The 26688-nt window shown below is 41.5% G+C and carries 28 protein-coding genes; 25 read left to right on the forward strand and 3 right to left on the reverse strand.

The window, feature by feature from the left end; genetic code table 11:
* The first annotated feature begins 25 nt into the window (after positions 1-25).
* The 3 genes from AC5W14_RS14355 to AC5W14_RS14365 all read left to right on the forward strand — a co-directional run bounded on the left by AC5W14_RS14355 (position 26) and on the right by AC5W14_RS14365 (position 3184).
* The gene (locus AC5W14_RS14355; protein WP_496194860.1) at positions 26-787 is read left to right on the forward strand and encodes a glycosyltransferase family 2 protein; all 762 of its coding nucleotides are present in this window, start codon (positions 26-28) and stop codon (positions 785-787) included.
* 66 nt (positions 788-853) lie between these two features.
* Positions 854-1888, forward strand: a complete 1035-nt coding sequence (locus AC5W14_RS14360; RefSeq protein WP_496194861.1) for an acyltransferase family protein — start codon at positions 854-856, stop codon at positions 1886-1888.
* 240 nt (positions 1889-2128) lie between these two features.
* The gene (locus AC5W14_RS14365) at positions 2129-3184 is read left to right on the forward strand and encodes a glycosyltransferase family 4 protein (protein ID WP_496194862.1); all 1056 of its coding nucleotides are present in this window, start codon (positions 2129-2131) and stop codon (positions 3182-3184) included.
* A 49-nt stretch (positions 3185-3233) separates the two neighbouring features.
* Here the strand turns inward: AC5W14_RS14365 and AC5W14_RS14370 are convergent, their stop codons facing one another.
* Positions 3234-4310 carry an LCP family glycopolymer transferase gene (locus tag AC5W14_RS14370; RefSeq protein ID WP_496194863.1) on the reverse strand — a complete coding sequence of 359 codons (1077 nt, stop codon included), beginning with the start codon at positions 4308-4310 and terminating at the stop codon, positions 3234-3236.
* 272 nt (positions 4311-4582) lie between these two features.
* Entirely contained in the window at positions 4583-5215 is a 633-nt protein-coding gene (locus tag AC5W14_RS14375; RefSeq protein ID WP_496194864.1) for a YigZ family protein, read from the reverse strand.
* A gap of 278 nt (positions 5216-5493) precedes the next feature.
* Between AC5W14_RS14375 and AC5W14_RS14380 the strand changes: the two genes are divergently transcribed.
* From AC5W14_RS14380 to AC5W14_RS14440, 13 genes are all read left to right on the forward strand, one after another.
* Entirely contained in the window at positions 5494-6642 is a 1149-nt protein-coding gene (locus AC5W14_RS14380) for a sensor histidine kinase (protein WP_496057507.1), read from the forward strand.
* Positions 6643-6718: 76 nt separating this feature from the next.
* Positions 6719-7423, forward strand: coding sequence for a response regulator (locus tag AC5W14_RS14385; RefSeq protein WP_496057506.1), 705 nt, complete (start codon positions 6719-6721; stop codon positions 7421-7423).
* A gap of 102 nt (positions 7424-7525) precedes the next feature.
* Positions 7526-8374, forward strand: a complete 849-nt coding sequence (locus AC5W14_RS14390) for a DegV family protein (protein ID WP_496194865.1) — start codon at positions 7526-7528, stop codon at positions 8372-8374.
* Positions 8375-8718: 344 nt separating this feature from the next.
* Complete coding sequence (locus tag AC5W14_RS14395) at positions 8719-10122, forward strand: ATP-dependent helicase ComFA (RefSeq protein ID WP_496194866.1); 1404 nt, start codon at positions 8719-8721, stop codon at positions 10120-10122.
* A complete protein-coding gene (locus AC5W14_RS14400; protein ID WP_496194867.1) occupies positions 10112-10870 on the forward strand; it encodes a ComF family protein in 759 nt (252 codons plus the stop codon). Before AC5W14_RS14395 ends, AC5W14_RS14400 begins: the two co-directional genes overlap by 11 nt.
* Entirely contained in the window at positions 10867-11277 is a 411-nt protein-coding gene (locus AC5W14_RS14405; protein ID WP_496057502.1) for a TIGR03826 family flagellar region protein, read from the forward strand. The genes AC5W14_RS14400 and AC5W14_RS14405 overlap by 4 nt, the downstream gene beginning before the upstream one ends.
* 77 nt (positions 11278-11354) lie before the next feature.
* The gene (gene flgM / locus AC5W14_RS14410) at positions 11355-11615 is read left to right on the forward strand and encodes a flagellar biosynthesis anti-sigma factor FlgM (protein WP_496057501.1); all 261 of its coding nucleotides are present in this window, start codon (positions 11355-11357) and stop codon (positions 11613-11615) included.
* Between the two features lie 28 nt (positions 11616-11643).
* Positions 11644-12126, forward strand: coding sequence for a flagellar protein FlgN (locus AC5W14_RS14415; protein WP_496057500.1), 483 nt, complete (start codon positions 11644-11646; stop codon positions 12124-12126).
* A gap of 27 nt (positions 12127-12153) precedes the next feature.
* Positions 12154-13764 carry a flagellar hook-associated protein FlgK gene (flgK, locus tag AC5W14_RS14420; protein ID WP_496194868.1) on the forward strand — a complete coding sequence of 537 codons (1611 nt, stop codon included), beginning with the start codon at positions 12154-12156 and terminating at the stop codon, positions 13762-13764.
* A gap of 21 nt (positions 13765-13785) precedes the next feature.
* Positions 13786-14895 (forward strand): flagellar hook-associated protein FlgL, encoded by a 1110-nt coding sequence (gene flgL / locus AC5W14_RS14425; protein WP_496194869.1) that lies wholly within the window; start codon positions 13786-13788, stop codon positions 14893-14895.
* Positions 14896-14955: 60 nt separating this feature from the next.
* The gene (fliW, locus tag AC5W14_RS14430; RefSeq protein ID WP_496194870.1) at positions 14956-15417 is read left to right on the forward strand and encodes a flagellar assembly protein FliW; all 462 of its coding nucleotides are present in this window, start codon (positions 14956-14958) and stop codon (positions 15415-15417) included.
* Entirely contained in the window at positions 15418-15654 is a 237-nt protein-coding gene (gene csrA, locus AC5W14_RS14435) for a carbon storage regulator CsrA (RefSeq protein ID WP_496057496.1), read from the forward strand.
* Between the two features lie 367 nt (positions 15655-16021).
* Positions 16022-16747, forward strand: coding sequence for a response regulator transcription factor (locus AC5W14_RS14440; RefSeq protein WP_496194871.1), 726 nt, complete (start codon positions 16022-16024; stop codon positions 16745-16747).
* 75 nt (positions 16748-16822) lie between these two features.
* On the opposite strand, the gene AC5W14_RS14445 is transcribed toward AC5W14_RS14440, so the two are convergent.
* Positions 16823-17287: a competence protein ComK gene (locus tag AC5W14_RS14445; protein WP_496194872.1), complete on the reverse strand. Its 465-nt coding sequence runs from the start codon at positions 17285-17287 to the stop codon at positions 16823-16825.
* 297 nt (positions 17288-17584) lie between these two features.
* On the opposite strand from AC5W14_RS14445, the gene AC5W14_RS14450 reads away from it, so the two are divergent.
* The 9 genes from AC5W14_RS14450 to pseI all read left to right on the forward strand — a co-directional run bounded on the left by AC5W14_RS14450 (position 17585) and on the right by pseI (position 26674).
* Positions 17585-18418 carry a flagellin N-terminal helical domain-containing protein gene (locus tag AC5W14_RS14450; RefSeq protein WP_496194873.1) on the forward strand — a complete coding sequence of 278 codons (834 nt, stop codon included), beginning with the start codon at positions 17585-17587 and terminating at the stop codon, positions 18416-18418.
* A gap of 130 nt (positions 18419-18548) precedes the next feature.
* Positions 18549-19157, forward strand: coding sequence for a DUF8042 domain-containing protein (locus tag AC5W14_RS14455; RefSeq protein ID WP_496194874.1), 609 nt, complete (start codon positions 18549-18551; stop codon positions 19155-19157).
* Positions 19144-21024 carry a motility associated factor glycosyltransferase family protein gene (locus tag AC5W14_RS14460; protein WP_496194875.1) on the forward strand — a complete coding sequence of 627 codons (1881 nt, stop codon included), beginning with the start codon at positions 19144-19146 and terminating at the stop codon, positions 21022-21024. The genes AC5W14_RS14455 and AC5W14_RS14460 overlap by 14 nt, the downstream gene beginning before the upstream one ends.
* Positions 21025-21046: 22 nt before the next feature.
* Positions 21047-22030, forward strand: coding sequence for a UDP-N-acetylglucosamine 4,6-dehydratase (inverting) (gene pseB / locus AC5W14_RS14465; protein ID WP_496194876.1), 984 nt, complete (start codon positions 21047-21049; stop codon positions 22028-22030).
* A gap of 27 nt (positions 22031-22057) precedes the next feature.
* Positions 22058-23248 (forward strand): UDP-4-amino-4,6-dideoxy-N-acetyl-beta-L-altrosamine transaminase, encoded by a 1191-nt coding sequence (gene pseC, locus AC5W14_RS14470; RefSeq protein ID WP_496194877.1) that lies wholly within the window; start codon positions 22058-22060, stop codon positions 23246-23248.
* 11 nt (positions 23249-23259) lie between these two features.
* Positions 23260-23991, forward strand: a complete 732-nt coding sequence (locus tag AC5W14_RS14475) for a cytidylyltransferase domain-containing protein (RefSeq protein WP_496194878.1) — start codon at positions 23260-23262, stop codon at positions 23989-23991.
* 3 nt (positions 23992-23994) lie between these two features.
* On the forward strand, positions 23995-25044 hold the full coding sequence (gene pseG, locus AC5W14_RS14480; RefSeq protein WP_496194879.1) for a UDP-2,4-diacetamido-2,4,6-trideoxy-beta-L-altropyranose hydrolase: 1050 nt from the start codon (positions 23995-23997) through the stop codon (positions 25042-25044).
* A 47-nt stretch (positions 25045-25091) separates the two neighbouring features.
* Complete coding sequence (gene pseH, locus AC5W14_RS14485) at positions 25092-25622, forward strand: UDP-4-amino-4,6-dideoxy-N-acetyl-beta-L-altrosamine N-acetyltransferase (RefSeq protein WP_496194880.1); 531 nt, start codon at positions 25092-25094, stop codon at positions 25620-25622.
* Positions 25622-26674, forward strand: coding sequence for a pseudaminic acid synthase (gene pseI / locus AC5W14_RS14490; protein ID WP_496194916.1), 1053 nt, complete (start codon positions 25622-25624; stop codon positions 26672-26674). The genes pseH and pseI overlap by 1 nt, the downstream gene beginning before the upstream one ends.
* Positions 26675-26688: the final 14 nt, after the last annotated feature.

Consider the following 26688-nt stretch of genomic DNA (forward strand, 5'->3'; position numbering starts at 1 on the left):
ATTTAACATGGAAAGGGATTTTTAATTGTTAGAATCAAATTCTACTCCATTAGTATCAATAGTAACTCCGGTTTATAACTCAGGAAAGTTTCTAAGAGAAACACTTGATTGTGTGTTAAATCAAAACTATTCAGAATGGGAATTGTTTTTAGTGGATGATTGTTCTAGTGACAACAGTTTGAAGATAGCTAAAGAATATGAAAAAAAAGATAGCAGAATTAATATAATAGCTTTATCTGAAAATAGTGGTGCTGCTGTTGCTAGAAATAAAGGAATAGACGCCTCTAATGGTAAATACCTTGCCTTTTTAGATAGTGATGATAGATGGGTTTCTTCAAAATTAACGGAACAAGTAGCATTTATGATGAAATACGATGTAGCATTTAGTTTTACTTCTTATTATGTAGTAAATGAACAAGGAGTGAAAACAGGTAAAGTTGTACAAGCTCCTTCTTCAGTAACCTATCAAGATATCCTTAAACATTGTATGATTGGATGTTTAACTGTAATGCTTGATATAGAAAAATTAGGTAAAATTAAAATGCAAAATATAAGAACTAGGCAAGATTATGTACTTTGGTTAGATATATTAAAGAAAGAAAAAAAGGCTTATGGAATTGATAAAGAACTATCTATATACAGACGTGTAGAAGGTTCTATTTCCAGCAATAAATTAAAAGCAGCAAAACAAAATTGGCGTGTATATAGAAAGATTGAACAACTCCCATTACCCAAAGCGATTTATATATTTGCTTGTTACGCTTGGAATGGAATAAAAAATAGATAAACTAATTACATTTAAATTGCGTTTCTAAGATTGGTCGGTATTCCAAAAAAAAGGGCGAGTTAGATCATGAAGAATGAAAATGTTCACTACTACTCAATTGATACTTTCAGGTTCATATGTGCAATAGCTGTAGTAGCTGTTCATATTACTTCTAGACTGCAGAGCTATGATGTAGCTTCATGGCAAAACTATTATTTCTACAGATATATTTTAGACATTGGAACTCCATTCTTTTTAATTGCTTCTGGATTTATATTACAAAGAAAATATTTAGAAAAAGGCTCAAATTATTTTATCAATTATTCATTCAAATTATTTAAATACTATGTAATTTTTTCTATTTTTTATATGGTAACTAGAATATTATTTGAAGTACTAGATGCTGCTGTAGTTAACAATTCAATGAAAAGTGCAATAGCTAGTGAATTAAATAATTGGTCTAGTATAAACATATTAAATGGATCTATTGGATCATTTCAACTTTACTTTTTGGTTATGTTAATCTATTCATCATTAACTATTTATTTATTTACAAAAATAAAACTTCCTGCTTCTGCAATTTTTATGATAGCATTATTTTTTTATTTATTAGAAAACGCAGAAGTTTTTTCACTACTAAATTTTTTTGAATACAAAAGTTTTTCATTTGGATTACTTTTTGTAGCAATGGGATATTTTTTAAGCTCCATAAGAAATCAAGTTATTTTTAAATATCCAATCATTTATTTCTTAGGTTTTGGTTTTATATATACTATAAACTATTACTATAGTTTAGGAATAGGAGGCTTATTACTTCCAGTGTTTGCTTTCACCTTAGGAGCATTTTGCCTTCAAAATCCTGAATTTGGAAAAGGTAGTATATTTGCTAAGTTATCTAAATATTCTTTAGGTATATATACATTACATATTTTTGTAGAATTAATAATTATTAAACTAATTAGTTGGATTCAATGGGAGGTTTACTATACTAGTCCTTTATATTATGGTTTAACTATCATATTGTGTGTGATTATTTCAATTTTCATATTTAATCCTATTTATAATAGTATCGAAAATTTAAAAACATTTTTTGTATTTAAATTAAAAACTGAAAAACATTGACTATTAAAAATCAAATTGCTAAATTCTAAATGGTATAATCATTATGTTAGAGTGCTATTATCGTAATAAGATAATTTTAATTAATGATTAGAATTTTTTGTAACATTTTTTAGGATTAAACGTCTAATGATAGTGGAAATGTAAGTTAAAGACATCTGTAAAAATTAATATTCAAAATTTTAATCATGCTATAGTGAGTTTTAAAATAGTTAACAAGATTTATAAGGGGGGTGAGCAATAATGATAACCGCAGTTGCTTTGATCACCACTTTTTTTGTGGCACTTATTGTCACTCCTATAATAAAGAAAATTGCTGTTAAAATAGGAGCCACAGATAGCCCTAATGCTAGAAAAGTGCACAAAGAACCCATGGCAAGGCTAGGTGGTGTTGCGATAATTATAGCTTTTCTAGTTGGAATACTAATCTTAAAACCAGAAAATGATGCACTGCCTTTTATTTTAGTAGCTGCTTTGATTATAGTTGTTACAGGAATATGGGATGACATTTCTGAGCTGTCAGCAAAATGGAAATTGATAGGGCAAATTATAGCGGCTTCCATTGTAATGTCAGGTGGCGTATATATTGATTTTATCAATCTTCCATTTAATGGACAATTTGATTTAGGGTGGATGAGTGTTCCTCTAACGTTATTGTGGATTGTTGGAATTACAAATGCAGTAAATCTTATTGATGGATTGGATGGACTTGCAGCTGGAGTTTCGTCTATTATGTTAGTGACTATTTCAGTTATTTCCATTCTACAAGGTAGTATGTTTATTGTTGCTTTAGCTATCGCTTTATTAGGTGGAACATTGGGTTTTTTAGTTCATAATTTTAATCCGGCAAAGATATTTATGGGTGATACGGGAGCTTTATTTTTAGGATTTATGATTGCTGTAATTTCTTTGCTGGGATTTAAGAACATTACTGTATTTTCTTTAGTAGTTCCTATCATTATACTTGCTGTTCCTATTTCTGATACTTTCTTTGCTATTATAAGGAGAACGCTTAACAAACAAAGTCTTTCAGCTCCGGATAAATCACATTTACATCATTGCTTATTAAGATTAGGTTATTCTCATAAACAAACGGTATTGATAATTTATGCAATAAGCGCTTGCTTTAGTTTATCTGCTGTTGTTTTTACTCTTTCGACACTTTGGGTTTCTGTGGCAATTGTTTTATTATTACTTTTCGTAATTCAACTAATTGCGGAAATGAGCGGATTAGTGAGTTCCAATTACAGACCCATATTGAATTTTTTCAATAAATTATCTAGAACTGGATCTAAATAAAAAATCGTTTCTACAAAATGTAGAAACGATTTTTGTTTTAAAGAAATTTTTATTCGTTTGTTTGGGTTTCAAAATAAGGAGTTTGTTCAGATTGATTATTTTTTGTACTGTTTGCTGAATCATTATTACTTAGAGTAGTCGAAGTTGTAGGTAATTCTAAATGTTCTTTAAGATCATTTGTAATATCTAGTTGGGATTGAGAATCAACCTGATAATAGTATACACCGCTATAATTTGCATCTGTCCCACTTAACTGTATACTTTCTATATCATTTAATGAGCGAGCATAACCTTGTAAAGAAACTAAATTTCCAAATGTTAGATTCATTCTAGTGTTTGACCTTACGCTATCAAATACATCATTATAATTACCTAACGAAGAGAGTGAAGCGGCTCTTTGAATAATAGAATTTATAACTATTTGCTGCCTTTCTCCTCTACCTAAATCACCCCGAGGATCTTGTTTACGCATTCTCACGAAAGCTAGAGCTTCTTCCCCGTTAAGAGTTTGTTCTCCTTCTTCTATTTTTATAGCATCGGGTTTTCCATCCTTGTTGGATTCAGTAAATGCTAAGGGAGAATCTACTTCTATTCCACCTAAAGCATCAATAACTTCAACAAATGCTTCAAAATCCAGTTTAATATAGTAATCAACAGGAATATCAAATAAATTTTCTACTGTTTCAAGAGCGAGGTCCGTATTTCCATATGAGTGAGCATGAGTAATTTTATCTTCTCCGTGCCCGGGAATATTAACTAGCGAGTCTCTAGGAATACTAACTGTTTTAACGGAGTTCTCTTCTTTGTTAAACGTAGCAAGCACCATTGCATCGGTTCGTCCTTCTAAATTACCTTCTCTATCATCTACTCCCATCAAAAGAACTGAAAAGTTATCTTCTTCCAAGTCAACGGCTTCTGTGCGGAGCTCTGATTTTTCCCCGCGGTCCAATTCTTCCTGTGTGTCGGCGGTAACGCTGCTGAGCTGAAAAAGGAAGTAGCCAACGGCTACTGCTACAGCGAGAATGCCAAGTACGCCCAGAACCCCGAAGATTTTGATTATTCTCCGGCGCCGGCGTCCTTTTTTGTTTCGACGCTGCAGCCTTGTTTCTTCATTTATATCTGCCATGTAATTAATTGCTCCCTCATATATAAAGTTCTAATAGTTAATAATGCGTTTTAATAGATGGAGCTTGCTTATCGGTGTCTATTCAAGGCCTGTGCTCCTTTACGGCTTGTTTCAAAGCAAACAGCCAGTGCTCTTCATTCTACAGAAAGAACCTCCGTTAGTAAATATAGGATACTTATATTTAGTCTCCTTTATGTAAGACGTTGTAACAAAATATTTGTTACAAAAAAAAGGAAGAATACTTAAATGAAAAGATAAGTATTCTTCCTTTTTTATAATGCCTTTTCGAGAAAGGCGGTTTCTCCTTCTGTTACAGCAGCCTGGCCGTTCGACAGTTCGGTTATCCAGACAGTAAACGTTTCCGTTTCGTCAATGGGTACATACGTATCGATCAAGACGTTTTCTTCATAGCGGATGTCTTTAAGCTGGTAGGCGGAACGGCGGATATCATTTTCAAGTTTTCCGAGCAGGGTGTAATCTGCGGTGGCCGTCATGATCCGGGTACGGATCCGTTCGACAATCCCGACGGCGGCGATGCCTTCGGTGACGGAAGTGCCGTAAGCGCGGATTAAGCCGCCGGCGCCAAGCTTGATTCCGCCGAAATACCTGGTAACGACCACAACGGTATTTTTCAGTGCCTTTTTCTTCAGGACATCCAGCATGGGAACACCAGCTGTGCCGCTCGGTTCCCCGTCGTCATTGGCTTTCTGGATGTGGTCCTGTTCGCCTATCAGATAGGCCGAGCAGTTGTGATTGGCATTTTTATGCTCCTTTTTAATCTCTTCAATAAAAGACTGCGCCTCCTCTTCTGTATAGGCCCGGCGGACAAAGGTAATAAAGCGGGACTTCTGGATAACAATTTCATGGCTGCCCGGTTTTTTAACGGTGTAATAAGATGTAAGCATATGGTAACTCCTTCTAGTTATGTCATCACACTATAATCATATTGTAAAACAACGTAAAAATAATAAATGTTATGATTTATAAAGACATTTTACGAGAATGTTTATCAAATAGGAACAAATTATTTTTTTAAAACCTGTAATAGGTAATTAAGAATGTGCTAAACTAATCATAGTAAAAGCGTTTTTTCTATTCAGGCTGATAAGTCTGTCAGAAAAAAGGCATGCTAAAAAATCATTCTTTCCCCCTTGTTATACATTAGGTAAAGGATGTAAAAAGGGTGAGGGTATCCTTGGTATGGAAGCCTGCTTTAGATGAAGTAGTAAAGAAAATGCTCGGTACCGTAGACCTAAGCAAACGTCAGCTTTTTGATATCGGCGAGCAGTCGCGGTCCGAATTTGATGCATTGAATGATGAATTAAGAGAGATAAAGAAAAAAGTAGCAGAGACAATTGAAGCTTCAGACAAAATGGAAGTCCGTGCCCGTATTGCAAGAAATAGATTAGCGCAGATGAGCCGGTCATTCAAGGAATACAGCGACAAAGATGTACAGAGTGCCTATGAGAAAGCGAATGCCCTTCAAGTGGAGCTTGCGGTCATACGCCAGGAAGAAAAACAGCTGCGGGAGCGGCGCGATTACATCGAACGCCGGCTCGTGCTCCTGCAGGAGCAGATTGGCAAGGCGGAGACACTCATTCATCAGGTATCGGTCGTGTATAACTTTTTGGATGGAGATTTAAAAGATGTTGGGGAACTGGTGGCAAATGCACAGGAACAGCAGCGTTTCAGCTTAAAGATTATTGAAGCGCAGGAAGAAGAACGGAAGAAAGTCGCCCGTGAAATTCATGACGGGCCCGCCCAGATGCTCGCCAATGTGATGCTTCGCTCCGAACTTGTGGAGCGGGTATACAACGACAAAGGTATAGAACCGGCACTGGAGGAAATAAGGGATGTGCGGTATTTGATCCAGGACAGCCTGGAAGAAGTGCGGCGCATCATTTATGATCTACGTCCTATGGCACTCGACGACCTTGGCTTGATTCCGGCGCTGCGGAAATACCTGCAGACGGTGGAAGAACGAACCGGCATGACGATTTATTTCCGGGAGCTCAGCACAGCGCTGCGCCTCCCGCCGCATCTTGAAATTGCGTTATTCCGCCTGATTCAGGAAGCAGTCCAGAATACGACCAAGCATGCAGAAGCCAGTATGATCCGTGTGAATCTTGAAGTGCGGAACGATTTTGTGACCGCTTTAATTAAAGACAACGGTAAAGGCTTTGAAACGGGCAGGTCAAAAGAAAATTCATTTGGCATTGTCGGCATGAAAGAACGGGTGCTGGCCCTTGATGGGGAAATACGTGTGCAGTCGGAGCCCGGTAAAGGAACTACGGTGATCATTAAGATACCTCTGGAATTAGAAGATGAATAAAAGTTTCGGCTGAAACATGCTGGACACATAGGTCTACTAGACTATGCCGAGGTATGTATTCGAAAGGATGAATGTGATGATACAAGAGCATATTAAATTAGTATTAATAGACGACCACCAGCTGTTCCGCGAAGGTGTGAAGCGAATCTTAAACATGGAAGACCATTTTGAAGTAGTCGGTGAAGGCGACGACGGCGAACAGGCTATTGCCCTTGTAGAAGAAAATGAGCCGGACGTTGTACTTATGGACATTAACATGCCGAACGTAAACGGCGTCGAAGCGACCAGACAGCTTCTCGACCGTTTTCCAAAAGTGAAAGTATTGATTCTTTCGATTCATGATGACGAAACATACGTAACCCACGTCCTGAAATCAGGAGCATCCGGCTATCTGCTGAAAGAAATGGACGCCGATGCCTTGATAGAAGCTGTAAAAGTAGTCGGGTCGGGAGGCGCTTATATTCATCCGAAGGTTACCCAGAACCTGATCAAGGAATACCGCCGTCTCGCCCTTGGCACAGAAGGCGAAATGGAGCCGGAGGAAATCGGCTACCGTGAGGTGGAGTACCGCAAGCCGCTTCATATTTTAACAAGACGCGAGTGCGAAGTGCTTCAGCTGATGACAGACGGCTACAGCAACCGGATGATCGGGGAAGCGCTCTACATCAGTGAAAAAACGGTAAAAAACCATGTAAGTAATATTCTTCAGAAAATGAATGTGAACGACCGCACCCAGGCTGTAGTTGAAGCCATTAAAAAAGGCTGGGTCAAAGTCAGATAAGGCAGCTGCTATAAACAAAAGAAAGCCGGAGGTGTCATGCATCTTCGGCTTTTTTCATCCTGCCGGAGAAATATCCATTCTATAAAAAAGCGAGGAACAAGTATGCCGCAGATTGCAATAGTTACCGACAGCACGGCCTATCTGACAGAAGACGTCAGAAAAGCCAATCACATATCCGTGATTCCGTTAAGCGTCGTTTTTGGCGATAAAGCCTACCGGGAAGAGATCGATATTTCCAAAAACGAATTTCTGGAGAAAATGAAACAGGCGGAAGATCTGCCCACTACATCGCAGCCGCCGATCGGCGAATTCACCGCGCTTTATGAAGAGCTCAGCAAGGACTACGGGGCTGTGATTTCCATTCACTTGTCGAGCGGTATCAGCGGAACGTATCAGACCGCCTGTGCCGCTGCAGAGCAGGTGAGCGATAAAGTGGAGGTCTACTGTTTTGATTCGGAAATCAGCTGTATGCCGCAGGGGTTCTACGCGATCCGGGCTGCGGAAATGAGCGAAGCCGGGCACACCGTGGATGAAATTCTCGATGTGCTGACCGGAATGAAAGAACGCACGAAGGCGTATTTTGTCGTGGATAATTTAAACCACCTGCACCGCGGCGGCCGCCTGAACGGGGCACAGGCTATTGTAGGAAGCCTGCTGCAGATTAAACCCGTGCTCCATTTTGAAGACACGAAAATTGTGCCATTTGAGAAAGTACGGACTTCCAAAAAAGCGATCGCCCGTATTTACGATATTTTTGCCGACGATATTAAAGACAGCCCCTCCGTCCAGGCGACGGTCATTCATTCCAACCGCGCGGAAAAAGCCGCACAAATGAAAGAAGAACTTTCTAAGGCCCATCCCCATGCTGACATTGTAGTTAGTGAGTTTGGGCCGGTCATCGCCACCCACCTCGGCGAAGGTGCGTTAGCACTCGGCTGGTACAGCAGATAATCCAAAACGGCAGGCTTTGAAAAAGGCAAAAAATATGTATAGGCGGCGCTTTCCGCAGGTCATGTCTCAGCTAAAGAGGAAAAGATCGACCTCTTTATCTTCACCAATGGCTGTTCTGCAGGAAACGCCGCCTGTTTACTTTTTCAATATTTAAGCAGCCTTTCTTAAAAAATGGCGCTATATATAAATAGATTGAACGAAACGGTTTTCCTCATCTAAATCCCTCATTTAAGGAGTGACCCCCGATACGTATCCATCCTTTTCTCTCCGGCTCCGGAGAAACACGTTACCTTCCTGTAACAAATGATTCCACCGCTTTACGAAGTATCGATATTCTTCCTGCGGTGTCCACGATTACAGCGGACGCTGATTTTACTCATCCATCTTATGATTCGCTCTGCGGCCAGCTTGCTGGTCGGGAGCTTCTGCTTGAAGAAATCGATGAACCGCTGGAGGTGCTGCTTCCTTTTCTACAGGCAGGTCATATCGTCATGCGCGCTGGTTTATCGAAGCCGGATAAGCACTATCTCTGCCACCGCTGCCTGGAAACAGATCCCGGGTTGTTTGCGGCATTTTTCTGTGCGCGCTGCGGCCGGTCCTGCCACTACTGCCGTACCTGCCTGGATATGGGACGGATCGACACGTGCCGGGTGCTGTTCTCCTGGAATGGCAGAGCGGTCCGTTCAGCAGGAGACGCGTCCCTGCAGTGGCAGGGAGAGCTCTCCATGGACCAGAAGAAGGCATCGGATGCATTATGCCGGGCTGCAGCCAACCGGACGGAGCTGCTTATCTGGGCGGTGTGTGGAGCCGGGAAAACAGAAATCCTCTTTCGCGGCATAGAGGCTGCCTGCCGGAATCGGAAACGGGTGCTGTTGACGACTCCGCGCGCCGATGTCGTCATGGAGCTGCTTCCGCGGATCCGGACTGCTTTTCCGGGACTGATCGTTAAAGGCCTTTACGGCGGAAGTGAAGAACGCTTCGGGTATGCGGATATTCACGTCGCGACGACCCATCAGACGAGACGGTTCCGCGATGCCTTTGATGTGGTAATTATTGATGAAATAGATGCGTTTCCCTTCTCCTACGACCTTTCCCTTAAAGAGGCCGTTAATAAGGCAGCTAAAATGGATGCCGCCCGCATTTACTTAACCGCGACCCCGTCCCGCCTTTTAAAAAAACAGGCGCGGTCCGGGAAGCTGCCCTTTATCCAAATCCCGGTCCGCTACCACGGATTTGCGCTTCCCGTCCCGACGCTCAAGTGGATAGGCAATTGGAAGAAAGCACTGAAAAAAGACCGGCTGCCGTCGGCCCTTCTCACCTGGTGTGAAGAAAAGGTAATGGCATCCATCCCGGTGTTTGTATTTGTGTCCTCCGTCGATCAGGCCGAAACGGTCTCCCGGCTGCTTGCCGAAAAGTGGGAGGGGACGATTGGTGTACATGCAGCTGACCCCATGCGTCATGAAAAGGTGCAGCAGTTCCGTGAGAAACAGGCGCCGATTTTAGTAACGACAACGATTCTGGAGCGCGGCGTTACGATAAAAGGAGCGGAGGCAGCCGTGCTTGGCGCGGAAGAAGATATATTTGACGAAAAGGCGCTCGTCCAGATTGCCGGCCGTGTCGGACGGAGCGCGGACCAGCCGGACGGTGACGTGATCTATTTTCATTACGGCAAAACAACCGCAATGCTCGATGCGGTCCGGCACATCGAATCGATGAACAAACAGGGGAGGACAGAGGATGACAGGTAAGCAGCGCTGTTTATACTGTATGGAACCAAGGCAGGAGCGGCTCTCCTGGCGTGACCTGATCAGCTGTGACGACGATTCGGTCTGTGCGGACTGCCGGGCGCTGTTCACCGCGGTGCGTTCCCGGGACTGCCGCATCTGCGGCCGCGAAAAAGACGAGCGCAGCGCTCCGTTTTTCCGGGATACGTGCTGCGGCGACTGTATTGCATGGGGAAATAAAGACATTGGACAGGCTCTTGCCCATAATGTGTCGCTGTACCATTACGATGAAGCGATGCAGCAGTGGATGGCGCGCTGGAAATACCGCGGTGACCCGGCGCTAACGGCTGTGTTTCAAAAAGAATGGGTGCAGACCTGGAGGCGCGCATTCGCTTCCTGGAAGGTGATGGCACTGCCGGCGGGGAGGGAAAGAATGCAGGAAAGAGGCTTTAATCAAGCGGCGCTGCTGGCAGATCTGCTGCCAGCGGTTAGGATAAACGGACTAGAAAAGAAAGATGAGCCGAAAAAACAGAGCAAAAGTACTAAAAATCAAAGAGAAAGCCTAATCTATCAACCTTTCTATCTTGCCGATCAGAAAAAAGATATATTTCAGGGTGAAAAAATTCTATTGGTAGACGATATATATACTACAGGGACCACCGTCAGAAAAGCAGCGTCTGTTCTGCGCAGTGCAGGGGCTGAGCGGGTTGCTTCGCTCACGCTTGCAAGAAGTACGGGTACCCTTTCCAGAAAAGAGGAGAAAGCCCAATGAACCAGCTTGAAAACTGCAGCGTCTGCGAGCAGCTCTACGTACGAACCGTACGGAATGTCTGCCCGTCCTGCCATAAAAAACGCGAAGACCGGTTTCAAGCCGTCTATACGTTTATTCGTAAAAAACAGAACCGTCAGGCAACAATGGCCGATATTTCTGACGCCGTGAAGGTGGAAGAAAAGGAAATTATTCAATTTATTAAAGAAGGCCGGTTGGAGCTGAAATCTTTTCCACAGCTGTTTTATCCGTGTGCATCCTGCGGAGATGGCATTCGTGAAGGGAAAATCTGCACATCCTGCCACATCCGACTGAAAGCGGATCTGGATCAGGAAACGTACGAACAGGAGCGCTCGGACAGGCTTCGAGAAGACCATGCAAACATCTATCGGTCGAAACCGGTCCGGTAGCCATGTAATAATAGAAATAACAGCCGATATAAGAAAGAGAGCAGTACCGATCGGACTTATCAGAGGAGGCAGCAGTCATGAAAATCAATCCAAGCGGACCAATCAACAACCCATATCAAAAAACGGTAAAAGCGCAGGCCTCGGGACAGGCCGCGCCGCAGAAGACCGACAAACTGGAAATTTCAAAGGAAGCCAAGGACATGCTGAACAGCGATAAAATTGACCCGGCCCGCCAGTCAAAGGTGGACGCGTTAAAGCATAAAGTAGAAAGCGGCGATTACAAAGTAGATGCCGAAGAAACTGCCAGAAAGTTTTATGATTTTTGGACAAAGCAGTAACGAGGAATAGAGAAGGGGAGAAATGAGCATGTCGGTGAAAGAACTGGTAGAAAACATGGAACAATTGGCGGGCCTGCATGAGAAACTGCATGAGCTGAGCCTGGAAAAAACAGAGCTTCTGAAAAACAATGAAGCCAAACAGCTGCAGGAGCTTGTAAAAAAAGAAGCGCTCTGCGTCCGTGCCATTGAAACCGTGGAAGCGGGGCGCGCCGAGCAGGCGGCCGCCGTTGCCGGGGAATACGAGGCAGACGAGGTAACGATCCGCAGCCTGCTGGCCGTTCTTCCAGAAGCCGTGCAAGCAGAGCTCCATCGGCTGCAGGAGCGGCTTGGGGAAACCATCCAGAAGCTCCAGAAGCAGCAGGAACTAAACCGTATACTGCTTGCTGATTCTCTCTACTTTCTTCAGAAAAATATCGAATGGATGCGTCCGGCAACGGATCAGTCCCGCTATACACCGCCCGGACAGAAAAACCAGGCGCAGGCATATTCGTTTTTTGATTCAAAGGCGTAAAAGCCATACTTAAAGGAGGTGTCATGTATGTATTCTACGTTTCACGGGCTGGAAACAGCCAAGCGGGCCATGACGGCCCAGCAGTCTGCACTGCAGACGACAGGGCATAACATAGCCAATGCAAACACTCCGGGATATACCCGCCAGCGGGTAACAATGGAGGCGGCACAGGCCTTCCCGAAAGCGGCCATGAATGCCCCGATGATTGCAGGGCAGATGGGAACAGGGGTCCACACGCCGTTTGTCGAACGAATCCGCGAGCAGTACCTGGACATCCAGTATCGAACGGAAACGAGCAAAACAGAATATTGGAGCACGCATGCCAGCGCGATGGAACGGATGGAAGACATCATGAATGAACCTTCCGAACACGGCCTGGCAAACTCGGTTACCCAGTTCTGGGAAGCAGCCCAGGACATGTCGGTCCAGCCGGAAGATGCAGGGGCCCGTTCAGTTATGCGCCAGCGCGGGGAATCCCTTGCGGAAACGTTCCGCTACATAGGAGATTCGCTTCAGGCGAATAAGCTGGATGTAAGAACAGAGCTCGATATTACCGAAAAAAACGTAAACTCGCTGCTATCACGTATTAACGAAGTAAACACCCAGATTGGAAAAGTGGAGCCGCACGGCCAGATTCCCAATGATTTGTATGATGTGCGCGATAATCTGGTCGATCAGCTCTCCGGTATGCTTTCGATAGAAGTGGTCCGCAACGAAGGCGGCGCCAACGCAATGGCTTCTGCGGAAGGCAAGATGAACATTTACGCTACAGACGGAGAAGGCGGCAGGCTTTTCACACTCGTGGACGGCCAGGCCGGAGCGTTTAAACAGATGGCTGTCACAACGAATCCCGAGCAGCAGCATGATCCAATTGACGGACTTACTTTCACGTGGGCGAACGGGAACGCCGGAACCGAGCCGGAAAACGCAGGCGATCCCGGAGCAGTAGCCGTGCTGAACAGCGACGGCAAGCTCAAAGCACTCGTGGAAACATACGGTTACGTCGATCCAACCACAAACGAAGCCGCAGGCACGTACCCGGATATGATGAACGACCTGGACGTGATGGCGCTCACCTTTATGAACGCGTTCAATGAAGTACACCAGGCCGGCTGGAACCTGCAGGATATTGAAAACAAAACAAAAGGCAGCGATATTCCCTTTTTCACGATTCAAGAGGACCGCGCCGAACTGGGAGCAGCACGTTCCATCGGGCTCAGCGCAGAAATTAAAGGCAACCTCGACCTGATTGCTGCCGCATCGCCGGTTGCAAACGCGGACGGAACGATGGCAGCCTTCAGCGGAGACGGCTCTAATGCCCGTGCGCTGGCAGCACTAAAGGACGTGAAGCTTGGATTCGGCGAAGGCCCGAACACAACACTTCAAAGCTTCTATCAGGGAGTAGTCGGGGAGATGGCGGTTAAAATTTCCGAAGCCGGCCAGAAAGCGAGCACGTCCGACTCCCTGCGCACGAGCGCAGACAATCGCCGCATGCAGGTAAGCAGCGTGTCGCTCGATGAAGAAATGGTCAGCATGATTCAGTTTCAGCACGCCTACAACGCAGCCGCCAGAAATATTACCGCCGTAGATGAAATGCTCGACCGGATTATCAATAACATGGGACTTGTCGGCAGATAACCGAAGAAAAGAGGAACGCGTATGAGAGTTACACAAGGGATGCTTGCCCAGCAGTCGCTGCGCCACGTGACCCAAAACTATAAAAACTTAAGCGAAATGCAGAACCAGCTTTCCACCGGTAAAAAGATCTCGCGTCCGTCCCAGGATCCGGTCGTCGCCGTAAACGGCATGCGCTACCGGGCCCAGACCGCCGAAGTGCAGCAGTTCCAGCGCAACGTCCAGGAAGCCCACACGTGGATGGATGCCGGAGACACTGCCTTAGGCGAAGCCACGCAGGTGCTGCAGCGGTTAAAAGAATTGACGACGCAGGCGGCAAACGATACGTATGAAGCCAGTGAGCGTGGTAACATTGCTAAAGAAGTCAAACAGTTGAAAGAACATATGGCTACAATGGCGAACTCGTCGATTAACGGAAAATATATTTTCAACGGCACGGACACGAAAAACGCGCCGGTTGATTCCGCCCGACTTGGGATTGCGCCGGATGAAATGCTTGCAATGGAAGCAGACGAGCTGGAAACAATCCGCGTGAATGTAGACGGAGCAGTGTACAGCAACGCTGTCCGCGTCGATGAAAACACAGTGCAGTTTACAAATGATACAGACGAAACGGTGACCTTCACCCAGACCGAAGACGGGCTGGAGCTGAATGTAAACGGAACGCCTACAGATCCGCGTGCCGCTTTCGTTTATGACGAATCGGCATTATCTAATAACGAAGCCCAGGTGAACATTGAACTGCTTCATGATACAATGATTCCAGTGAACATTTCACCGGCCAGCGTCTTTAACCAGGAGCTGTTTGCCGACCTGGAACGGCTCGAGCGGACGTTAAGCAATCCGGATGCCGCCTCGGCCGACATAGAGAAATTTTTATCTAAAATAGATAATCATATGAATAACACGGTTAACGAGCGCGCGGAGCTTGGCGCCCGCACAAACAGGATTGAAATGATGGAGAACCGCCTGGGGAGCCAGGAGTTGATTGCTGAAAAAGTCATGAGCAAAAACGAAGACGTGGACCTGGAGAAAGTGATTATTGAACTGATGCTGCTTGAAAATGTGCATCAGGCGTCTCTTGCCACCGGCGCGAGAATTATTCAGCCATCGCTTATGGATTTTCTGCGTTAAAAAGAAAAGCGGGCGGAACACAGCCTGTTTTTCTTTTTTATTTTGTAAAGGAGGATATATATGGAGATACATACGAAATACAGCGGTACAGTAACGATTTCACCAGAGGATAAATTTATTTTTGAGCATGGCCTTCCGGGCTTTGAAGAGGAAAAAGAATTTGCGCTGCTTCCATTTGACGAATCAGGACTTTTATATGTGTTACAATCAATTACAAGAGCGCAGACAGCACTGGTTATTACCGATCCATTTCCATTTTTCAAGGACTATGAGATTATGCTGAACGATTCGCAGACGGCGGAACTTGAGGCAGACAACCGGGAAGATGTGGCCGTATTCACCGTGCTGACCGTGCAGGATCCGTTCCAGGAGACAACCGCAAACCTGCAGGCGCCTGTTGTACTGAACCCCGCAAAGCAGAAAGGCAGGCAGATCATTCTGCCGGATACGGCTTACCGCACAAAGCATAAGCTGTTTCCCAATACCCCGCAGACAGCTTCTGCCGAAAGTGGAGGACGGTAAATGCTTATACTTACGAGAAAAAAAGACCAGACGATTAAAATCGGCGACGACATTGAAATTACCATCACCGCTGTGGAAGGGGAACAGGTAAAGGTAGGCATAAGTGCCCCTAAACATGTCGAAATTCACCGAAAAGAAGTATACGAAATGATTCAAAAAGAAAACAACCAGGCCTCTAATATTGATGTATCAATGCTTTCCCAGATTTCTGAATTAATGCAGAAAAACAAAAAATAAGCCAAACCTCCTTTTTTTGCTGCAAAAGTCTCGGAATTTTAACAAAATACCAAAAACTTCTTGATGCTTAAAAGTATGATACGGTATAATGTGTGTCAAAAGTACCGCGACAAATAATGCTTTTGGCGTTCTACTTAAGCGAACACAAGGTCTTTCGGTCGTTGTAAGAAATCGGCATTCAAGATAAAATTTGAAAGCATAGTCATCTTTACGAAACATAAGGAATTGAAAAGAACAACCGCTTGCATAAACGGCTACATATAGATATAGAGGGAACAGGGCAGCAAGGGGCAGCTTGGTGGAAGTGTAATCATGTACCTGCAAGAAAAAAATCACACTTTCAGAGATAGTTCAGGAGGAATACATAATGCCAAAAATGCTTAGACGTAAAGGTCCAGTCCACCGCCGGCCGGTATTGTTTATTGATACCTCCGGAGAAGCCATGGTTAGACGTGCAGTGGCGTACATGGGAAAATCAGTCGAAGCGGAAACGCCGGAGTCTCTTTCTCTCCTACCGCAGGAAGGAATCGCGAAAGACACGGTCTACTGTACCGAGTGCAAAAACGTAGACCTGCTCCAGCTTATGGAAAAGATAGCCGAAATCGGGCTGCCGGTCCGCCTTGGAGTAAATGTGTCTTCTGAAGACTCCCACTTATTGGAGTATCTAATGAGTAAAGACGTATCCATCATGATGGCGGCAGACCGTTCGATGAAGGAATGGTGCGAGCAGTTTGAAAAGGCGGAAGCTTTTCAGACGTATATGGACCCATACTTCCAGCCGTACTTCATGGAGCGTTACCGCAGCCTTCACCGCCAGCAGGAACAGCCGAAGGAGCAGCAGATGCAGCTTGAAAGCGAGAAAGCCAGATCGGTTCTATCCGATGCGGAAATCCGCATACTGGAGAAAATCATTGAAGGCAAAAGCAACCGCCGCATTGCGGAAGAATGCTACCTCGCTGTGGCGACTGTTAACAACCACGTGAGTCACTTAACGAAGAAAATGAAAGCAAACGACCGCACGCATACGATTAAGCGGGCGATCGAAGAAGGCTGGATCAACATCTCCCAGTCTCCTGACTCGAAACGGTACTAAAAACACATAACGAATCCCCCGGAGGCAACGCCATGGCTCCGGGGGATTTTTCGTTTCATCTAAGTACGACTTTTTTCAGCCGATGTCGGTAAAATGGGACATGCAGTGGCTCGTGCGGAGCAGCTGCTGCTGGATTGAATAGGCGCTGACTTCCGTTGGCATCGTGGAACGGTCGCGGAATTCGATCACGCCTTCTATTTTTACAGGCCGCACATGCGAGTAGAACAGCCAGACGTTATCGGGCGAGCGCTGGGAGTGAATCGGAAAAGCAAAAATACGGCGCTTTTCATCTATTGGTATAGGTTTGCGGCGAATAAAGCCGGTAAGGTGCTTCACCGCGTCTCCCCGTCCCTGCAGGGAAGAGCCGTTTTCCAGGCAGGCGTAGCTGATAATTGCAGCTGGCGTCTGTTTAACGTAATACCGGGCTCCTCCTTCTTCCCGGACAAGAGCCTTTGCTTCCCCTTCGAAGCACGGCTCAATCGCCTGGGTGTTCGTTGTGATCTGATACGATGGTAAAATGTTCTGTAATGTTGTTTTCAAATGTTATTTATCCCCTTTTAAAGTATTGTGGCCGCAAAGCCCACTGCTCCGCGGTCACAAGACTAAATTACCATAATAAGAATAGGTCGTCCATCGATTTTAGGAGGATATACCTAATCGGCATAAAATTTCTAAAAAAACATCTAAAAAAACATTAAACATGTCAAAACCCCTGCCGATATAAACAGTGTAAGCAGGAAAGACAGACCGGTCAGCGATCGTAGCCGGTGTCCGAATGCCTTACATAAACGCTCCACAAGGACGTGGAGTAAAAAAACAATATGGAGGTTTTATATTATGATTATCAACACGAACGTAAGTGCAATGAACGCTCACCGTCAACTTGGAGCAAACCAGGCAAACATGCAGAACTCAATGGAGAAATTGTCTTCCGGTTCAAGAATTAACAAAGCCGGCGATGATGCAGCAGGTCTTGCGATTTCCGAAAAAATGCGTGCACAGGTTAAAGGCTTAGATCAGGCAAGCCGTAACTCACAGGATGGTATCTCGATGATTCAAACAGCCGAAGGTGCTCTTAATGAGACGCATGATATTCTGCAGCGTATGAGAGAGCTTGCAGTGCAGGCTTCTAACGATACAAACGTTGATCAGGATCGAGATGCTTTACAAAATGAATTTAAAGAATTGGGAAATGAAATCGAAAGAATTAAAGATAACACTCAATTTAACAAGCAAAATCTTTTAGATGGTACTGCAGGAGCAAGTGGGACTGTTAGTATCCAAGTAGGGGCTAACGCTGGAGAAATCACTGAACTTGATTTTACCACATCTGGAGTTAACTTATCTGGAACGGTTGCTGCTATTCAATCAGGAGATATTTCTACATTTAGTGGAGCTCAAGCAGCAATTACAGAATTGGAAGACCAAATTAAAACCGTTTCTGAGGGACGTTCTTATCTTGGAGCTATGCAGAATCGATTAGATTACACTATTACAAACCTTGATAATGCTTCAGAAAATCTTTCAGCAGCAGAATCTCGTGTTAGAGACGTAGACATGGCAAAAGAAATGATGGAAATGACTAAAAATAACATTCTTTCCCAAGCTTCTCAATCGATGCTTGCTCAGGCAAACCAGCAGCCGCAATCAGTACTACAGTTGCTTGGATAATAGTTTTAAAAAAGAAGACTTCGATGAAGTCTTCTTTTTTATTTCATATTAATAATAGTTAATGATCCTTTATAATTGCATAGATTGAACCGATACTAATTATAAAGGTATGAATAAAGGGAGGCACATTATGAAATTTGTTATACAAAGAAAAGTCTATGAGTTTAACAATAAAAAAGAAGCATTACAGTCTATGACAGATTTGGTTAATAACGAATTAAAAAATAAAGATTATTATTTTAGTCATTTTAATGTCGATAAAACATCTGTCTTTGATAGTTATGAACAGTACTTTGAAGAAAATTTTCAATCGGTTGAAAGAGTTGAAGCTGTTTTTAAAACTGCTTCTGAATTTGTCATTGAATCATTACATTCAATGGAAAGCTATTTAGAACGATTATTACCAGAAATTAAGATTTTTGTGGATGAACTTTACAGTAGTGAAGCAGATATTGGATCAAATAAGACTCTTCAGCTATTAGAAGGCATTCAATGGATACATAGAGCCATAAAAAATATAGATCAATTAGAAGTGCGTCCTAAAGATTGGAATAACTTACTGATTTCAGTTACAAGTTTAGAAATGGTTGTGAAAGATATGGAAGAAGTATTTGAGAATCAAGATACAATTGTCTTTGCCGATTTACTGCAATATGAAATCGAACCACTATTAATTGATATTCAAAAACAAGTAACGACAATTATCAATGAGGCAGGAGCTAGAAATGGTACAAATTGAAAATATCAATTATCTTAGAAAAAACTTTCCGGAAGTCAGAAAAGTTACTAAAGACCACTATAAAAATAATGATGTAAATGTAATTAATTCTAAAAAAGATCTTCCAACTTTAACTATAAAGAACGAGGGATACACACTTTATTTACACAGTAAATACGATCCTATTCAAGAAGCTGCAAAACTTGTGAAGCAGTATTCTGAAGAATTAAGCGAAAAGAAAAATGTGTTTTTTTACGGAATAGGGTTAGGATATCATGTCGAGGCGATTAGAAAGCAATATCCACATATTTCTATAACATTGTATGAACCAAACGTTGATGTTTTCCAATGTCTTATGGAAACTAAATTAATTAAAAATTTAGCTGATAAATCTATAAAAGACTTATTTGTGGAAACTTCTGAAGAAAATAGAAATCAATTTCTTCGTAATTTTGCAATGGAAGTAAATGACGATGTTCTTTTGATTACTCTGCCAAGCTATGAGCGGATATTTAAGGATAAAAACAAGAAATTTATGGAAATGTTTACTGATGAAATCAAAAATAAAAGAATGAATCTACGAACAAGCTTTGCCTATGAACAGCGCTGGACGATAAATAGTTTGATGAATTTAAAAGAAACTATCAAAACACCGAATATTTTACATAATGAGAACAAACATATATTTCAAGGAAAGCCGGCAATTATTGTCGCAGCAGGCCCATCTTTGAATGTAGAGTTAGAGCATCTTAAGCATATTAAAATGAATGGACTTGCCTATATTTTTTCTGTGGGTTCTGCTATTAATACATTGGTGGAGTATGGTATTTACCCTGATGCTGCATGTACGTATGATCCTCAATCCCACAATTATAGAGTTTTTGAGAAAACAGTCACTAAACAGGCGGATTGGGAAATCCCTATGATATACGGTACGAGTGTTGGTTTTGAAACACTTCAAAAATATCGGGGTCCTAAAGCGCATATGATAACCAGCCAGGATATGGTATCTTCTTATTTTTATCAGCAGGACAGGCAAAATGAATTAGTGAAAGTGTCAGACGCGCCTTCTATTGCTGTAGTAACCACAGAATTGTTAAATAGGCTGGAGTGCGACCCGATTATTTTTGTTGGACAAAATTTTGCTTATTTAAATAATTCCCACTACGCACAGGGGATTGAATATGAAGGAATGTTAAATGCTGTTCCTGAAAAAATTCTGAATAAATCGATAACTGTAGAAAACGTTCAAGGAGAATTTATATTAACAAATGAAGGTTTTTTAAAAATGAAGATGCAAATGGAGCGGGTGATCGAGGCCTTTCAGAAGATAAATAATTGTACGTTCATTAATACAACTCAGGGTGGGGCAAGAATTGACGGAACAACATTTTTATCTTTGCAGCAAGTAATCAAACGTGAATTAACTGAAAAGCAGATTGTTGTAAACTGGTACGAGTTTTTGGAAGAACCTTTAAAGCCATATGAATTTATGAGTGAAAAAAGGGAAATGGATAAGAGTTTGAAGGAATTAATCGTTATCATTGACCATTTGCAGCAAATTACAAGACAAATAAAGAAACTAATTGATGCTCAGTCGATTCAATTGATACATGATCTATTTAGCAAATTTGATAAATTGCTTAAGAAGTTTAAAAGTCTAGATTTTTACAGAGTGTTTATTTTGCCCATGATACGTGTTCAAAATGAAGTGACAGCTAAACAAGTAGAGGAATTTCGTTTTGAACAGGATACATTTAAAAAGGGAGAAAGAATGGTAAAGGTATTCTCGAACTACTTTAACCATATTGAACAAGTTCTTGAGATGGTAGTACCTGTTTATAATAATGTGATGACAGAAATTGAAGAAGAATCCGAAAAATTATAATTGGAAATGAGTTGAGAATTTAGTGGATATTATAAATAAAACTATTTTAATAACAGGTGGTACTGGTTCATTTGGGAAAATGTTTGTTGCCCGGATTCTAAAGCTGGATGTAAAAAAAGTTATTGTGTTTAGTAGAGATGAACTAAAACAATATGAAATGGCCCAGGAATTTTCGGATACACGACTCCGTTTTTTTATAGGTGATGTTAGAGATAAAGAACGCCTTTATCGTGCCTTTGATGGTGTGGATATTGTAGTCCATGCTGCGGCTATGAAACATGTAGAGGCTTGTGAGTATAATCCATTTGAAGCTGTAAAGACGAATATAAATGGTGCTCAAAATATAATTGAAGCTGCCATCGATCGAGGTGTTAATCGAGTTATTGCATTAAGTACAGATAAAGCTTGCAGCCCGGTTAACTTATATGGCGCAACAAAACTGGCCTCAGATAAACTTTTTGTTGCCGCTAACTCCTATGTTGGCGAGAAAGATACTAAGTTCGCAGTGGTGCGGTACGGTAATGTTGTTGGAAGTCGAGGAAGTGTCGTTCCTTTCTTCAAAAAGATTAGGCATACTGGTACAATGCCAATTACTGATGAGCGGATGACAAGGTTCTGGATTACTCTGGAGCATGGCGTACAATTTGTGTTAGACAGCCTTAAGCGTATGCATGGAGGAGAGACTTTTGTACCGAAAATTCCCAGTATGAAAGTGATAGACCTTGCGCAGGCTGTTGCACCGGAATGTAAAATTGAAGTAGTAGGTATCAGACCTGGAGAGAAATTACACGAAGCTATGATTACCGAGGACGATGCAAGGCGTACGTTAGAATATAATACGTATTACGTTATCCAGCCTGAATTCCCTTGGTGGAGAAGTGAAAATGGAATAGATGGAAAACCTGTTTCTGAAGGATTTGGTTACATTAGTAATGTCAATGAGGAGTGGCTGTCTGTCGAAGACTTACAATTATTAATAGAAGATAAAGAGACTATTAAAAAATAAGGTGAGTAAAAATTTGGAGATGGTTTGATGAATTTTAATAGTGATGAGGAAATTAAACCTATTCGCGAAGCTTATCTCCCTTACGGTAAGCAATGGATAGATGATAAAGATATACAAGCGGTTATCGACGTATTAAAGAGTGATTATTTAACAACAGGACCTGCTGTCAAAAAGTTTGAAGAGTTATTTGCACACTATGTAGGGGCAAAATATGCTGTTTCTTTTTCAAGTGGGACGGCTGCTTTACATGGAGCTTGTTTTGCAGCTGATATTGGTGTTGGTGATGAAGTGATTACGACACCAATGACTTTTGCAGCAAGCGCAAATTGTGTATTATATCAAAATGCGACGCCTGTTTTTGCCGATATATGTGAACATACATATAACCTAGACCCGGTTAAAGTAAAAGAACTTATTAATGAGAAGACAAAAGCGATTATTCCTGTAGACTTCACTGGTCAACCAGTCAACTTAGACGAAATCAACAAAATAGCGAATGATCATAACCTTATTGTCATTGAAGACGCAGCTCATGCTGTTGGAGCAGCCTACAAAGATCACAAAATTGGGGCCATCAGTGATATGACCATGTTCAGTCTTCATCCTGTCAAGCATATTACGACGGGGGAAGGCGGCATAATTACGACAGATAATAAAGAGTACTATGAGAAATTGCTGCAGTTTCGTTCTCATGGCATTACCCGTGATCCAGATAAACTAATGGAAAATGATGGTCCATGGTACTACGAAATGCAATTTTTAGGATATAACTATCGAATGACTGATATCCAGGCAGCTCTTGGAATGAGCCAGTTGGAAAAGCTGGATGAATTTGTGGAGTTAAGAAGAAAGTACGTTTCATTGTACAATGAAGCCTTCTCTAAACTAGAACAAATAAAAATACCTTATCAATCACCTGAGGGCAAGTCTAGTTGGCATCTGTATATCATTCGTTTGAAGCTGGAGACACTAACAGTAGGTCGAAAAGAAATTTTTGAAGCTCTCCAAAAGGAAAACATAGGCGTTAATGTACATTATATACCGGTATACTATCAACCGTACTATCAACAACTGGGATATGAAAAAGGTTTATGTTCTAAAGCAGAGCATTTATATGAAGAAATCATTTCATTACCATTATTTCCTTCCATGGATAAAAAAGATGTAAATGATGTTATAAATGCAGTGAAAAAGATCGTCTTATTATATTCAAGGTAGAAGGTGAAAAAATGAAGATTGTCGCAATTATACAAGCTAGGATGGGATCGACTAGGTTACCAGGAAAAGTTTTAAAAGAAATAAATAATAAGCCTTTGTTAGAATATCAATTTGAGCGTTTAAAACAAACAAAAAAAATAGATCAATTAATCATTGCAACAACAACGAACAAGGCCGATGATCCTATTATTGAATTTTGCAAAAAAAATAATCTGTCTTATTTCAGAGGATCAGAAAATGATGTCCTTTCAAGATATTATGAGGCAGCAAAAAAATACAATGCCGATACTGTTGTTCGTTTAACCGCAGACTGTCCAATTATTGATCCGAGTGTTGTAGATAATATTATTTTAACCTTCGAAAATAATGAACATGACTATGTGTCTAATACATTAAAAAGATCCTATCCAAGGGGAATGGATACCGAAGTATTTGCTTTTGATGCACTAGAAAAAGCTCATAAAAATGCGGATAAGCCATTTGAAAGAGAGCATGTTACTCCATACATTTATTTGAATCCTAAAACATTTCACTTACATAACCTGGAGTATGTAACTGATCAAAGTTCCCACCGGTGGACGGTGGATACAGAAGAGGACTTTTTACTAATTGAAAAGATTCTCGTACATTTCCATGCTGAAGCTAATAACTTCAGCATGGAAGATACACTATCTTATATAAATAAACATCCTGAGCTTAAAGAAATAAATGCAGCCATCGAACAAAAAAAGTTAGGATTATAAACGATGAAAACGGCTGTCATAAGAGTTGATGCTTCTATTGAGATCGGGACAGGTCATGTGATGAGGTGCCTCACGCTGGCAGAAGAATTACATGACAATAGTTATGATATAACATTTATAACAAGTGATCATGAAGGTCATTTGGCTGATTTCATCCAATCAAAAGGTTTTCAGGTTATTAAGCTGAAGAAGCCTTCTAAAGAAAATAGTATCAAAGAGGAGCTTCAACATAGCCACTGGCTGGGAACTTCACAAGAAGTGGATGCTAGAGATGTACTTCATGCAATAGCAGATTTTACCACGATTGATTTAATGGTTGTTGATCATTATGCTATTGACTATCGTTGGGAGCTAATAATTAAAGGTAGGGCAAAGAAAATTTTTGTGATTGATGATTTAGCAGATCGATATCATCATTGCGATCTATTATTAGACCAAAATTTTTACTTAGACATGGAGAAAAGGTATGAAGGTTTAGTAGATAAGCATTGTACATTAATGCTGGGGCCCAAATATGCACTGCTCCGAAAAGAGTTCAAGGAAGCTGGAAAAAAGCTAAAAATTCGAAGTGGAGGGATTCAAAGAATACTGGTTTTTTTTGGAGGTAGCGATCCGACTAATGAAACGACAAAAGCCGTAAAGGCTATAGAAAAAATAGATAAACAAAATATGTACGTTGATGTTGTTGTAGGATCATCTAACCCTAATAAAAAAGAAATCGAGAAACTAGTGAATAAACAGCCATTTATGAATTATCACTGTCAGATTTCAAATATGGCAGAGTTAATGTTAAATGCAGATTTAGCCATAGGTGCTGGCGGGAGCACAACTTGGGAGAGGTGCTATTTAGGATTACCGGCTATTACTATTGGAGTAGCCTGCAATCAGATGGAGATACTACGAGCAGTTGAAAAATCAGGAGCTATTATAAATTTAGGGTATTCTTCGCATGTTTCAATAGAGAATTTGGTAGAGCAAATTAAATCATTATTAAGCAATAACAATACTTTAAAGCAAATGTCAATCCAATCCAGCAAGCTAATTAGCCATTAATTTATTTGGAGGAGGCCAGGGTTATTAGAATAGCTGATTTTAAATTAGTGTCCATTGAAGAAAAACATCTAGAAATTGTTTTAAGGTGGAGGAATTCAAATGAGATTCGGACAATGATGTATACTGATAAAATTATTTCATTTGAAGAACATTGGAATTGGTTTAAGTCTTTTAGGGATTCTAATGAAACTATAATTAAAATTTTATTATATTTAGGTGAACCAATAGGTTTAGTTAATTTTAATAAAATAAACGCCTTTGATAATAAGTGTTATTGGGGTTTTTATATTGGAGCCCTGGACGCTCCTAAGGGAGCAGGCACTATCCTAGGTTACCTGGCTCTTAATTATATATTTGAAACTCAAAGCATTAGAAAAGTCTGTTCTGAAATCATTGGATACAACACACAAAGTATTCAATTTCATCAAAGGATAGGTTTTGTTGAAGAAGGACGTTTAGTGGAACACATTAATAAAGAGAACAAATTTATTGACGTTGTGTTAATGGCACAATTTGAGCATCAATGGAGACATAGTAAAAACAACTTGAAGAAAAAATTAGAAGGAGCAGTTAAATGATGAAAAATGGCCTTACAGTGGAAGGTATAAAGATTGGAGAAAATAATCCTCCTTTTATTATTGCTGAAATGTCAGGCAATCATAATCAGTCTTTGGAACGTGCTCTTAAAATTGTAGAAGAAGCAGCAAAAACTGGTGTTCAAGCTTTGAAGTTACAAACTTATACAGCAGATACTTTAACGTTGGATATTGACAATGAAGATTTTCAAATTCAAGATGCAGAGAATTTATGGAAAGGGAATTCTCTCTACAAACTTTATGAGCAGGCTTATACACCTTGGGAATGGCACGAACCGATCTTTAAGAGATGTCGTGAACTTGGTATGGTTCCATTTAGTTCCCCATTTGATGAGACTTCAGTAGACTTTTTGGAATCATTAGATGTTCCAATGTACAAGATTGCTTCTTTTGAAAACAATCATCTTCCGTTAATTAAGAAAGTGGCAGCAACGGGTAAGCCGATGATTATATCAACTGGCATGGCCTCTATTGCTGAATTAGATGAAACAGTCAGAACAGCAAGGGAAGCAGGCTGCAATGATCTTATACTATTAAAGTGTACAAGCACATACCCGGCAGCTCCGGATAATACAAATATTATAACTATACCTCATATGAGAAAGTTGTTTAACTGTCAGGTTGGATTATCTGATCATACGTTGGGAATTGGTGTAGCGATAGCAAGTGTAGCTTTAGGTACAACCGTTGTTGAAAAGCATTTTACCTTATCCAGAGCTGATGGAGGCGTAGACTCTGCATTTTCTATGGAACCAGATGAAATGAGAAGTTTAGTGAAAGAATCAAAAAGCGCGTGGCAGGCACTTGGCAAAGTGACATATGGACCAACAGAAAAAGAAAAAGCATCGTTGAAGTTTAGAAGATCCATTTATGTATCAAAAGATATAACGGCAGGGGAAGCGTTTTCGAAAGAAAACTTGAAAATCGTTAGACCGGGATATGGATTGGAGCCGAAGTATTTTGAGATGTTATTAGGGAAAAATGCAAAAACTGGATTTAAAAAAGGTACTCCGTTAAATTGGGAAAATATTTAGCAAATGCGTGAATG

It is taken from the genome of Sinobaca sp. TMA16-18 (assembly GCF_059510535.1).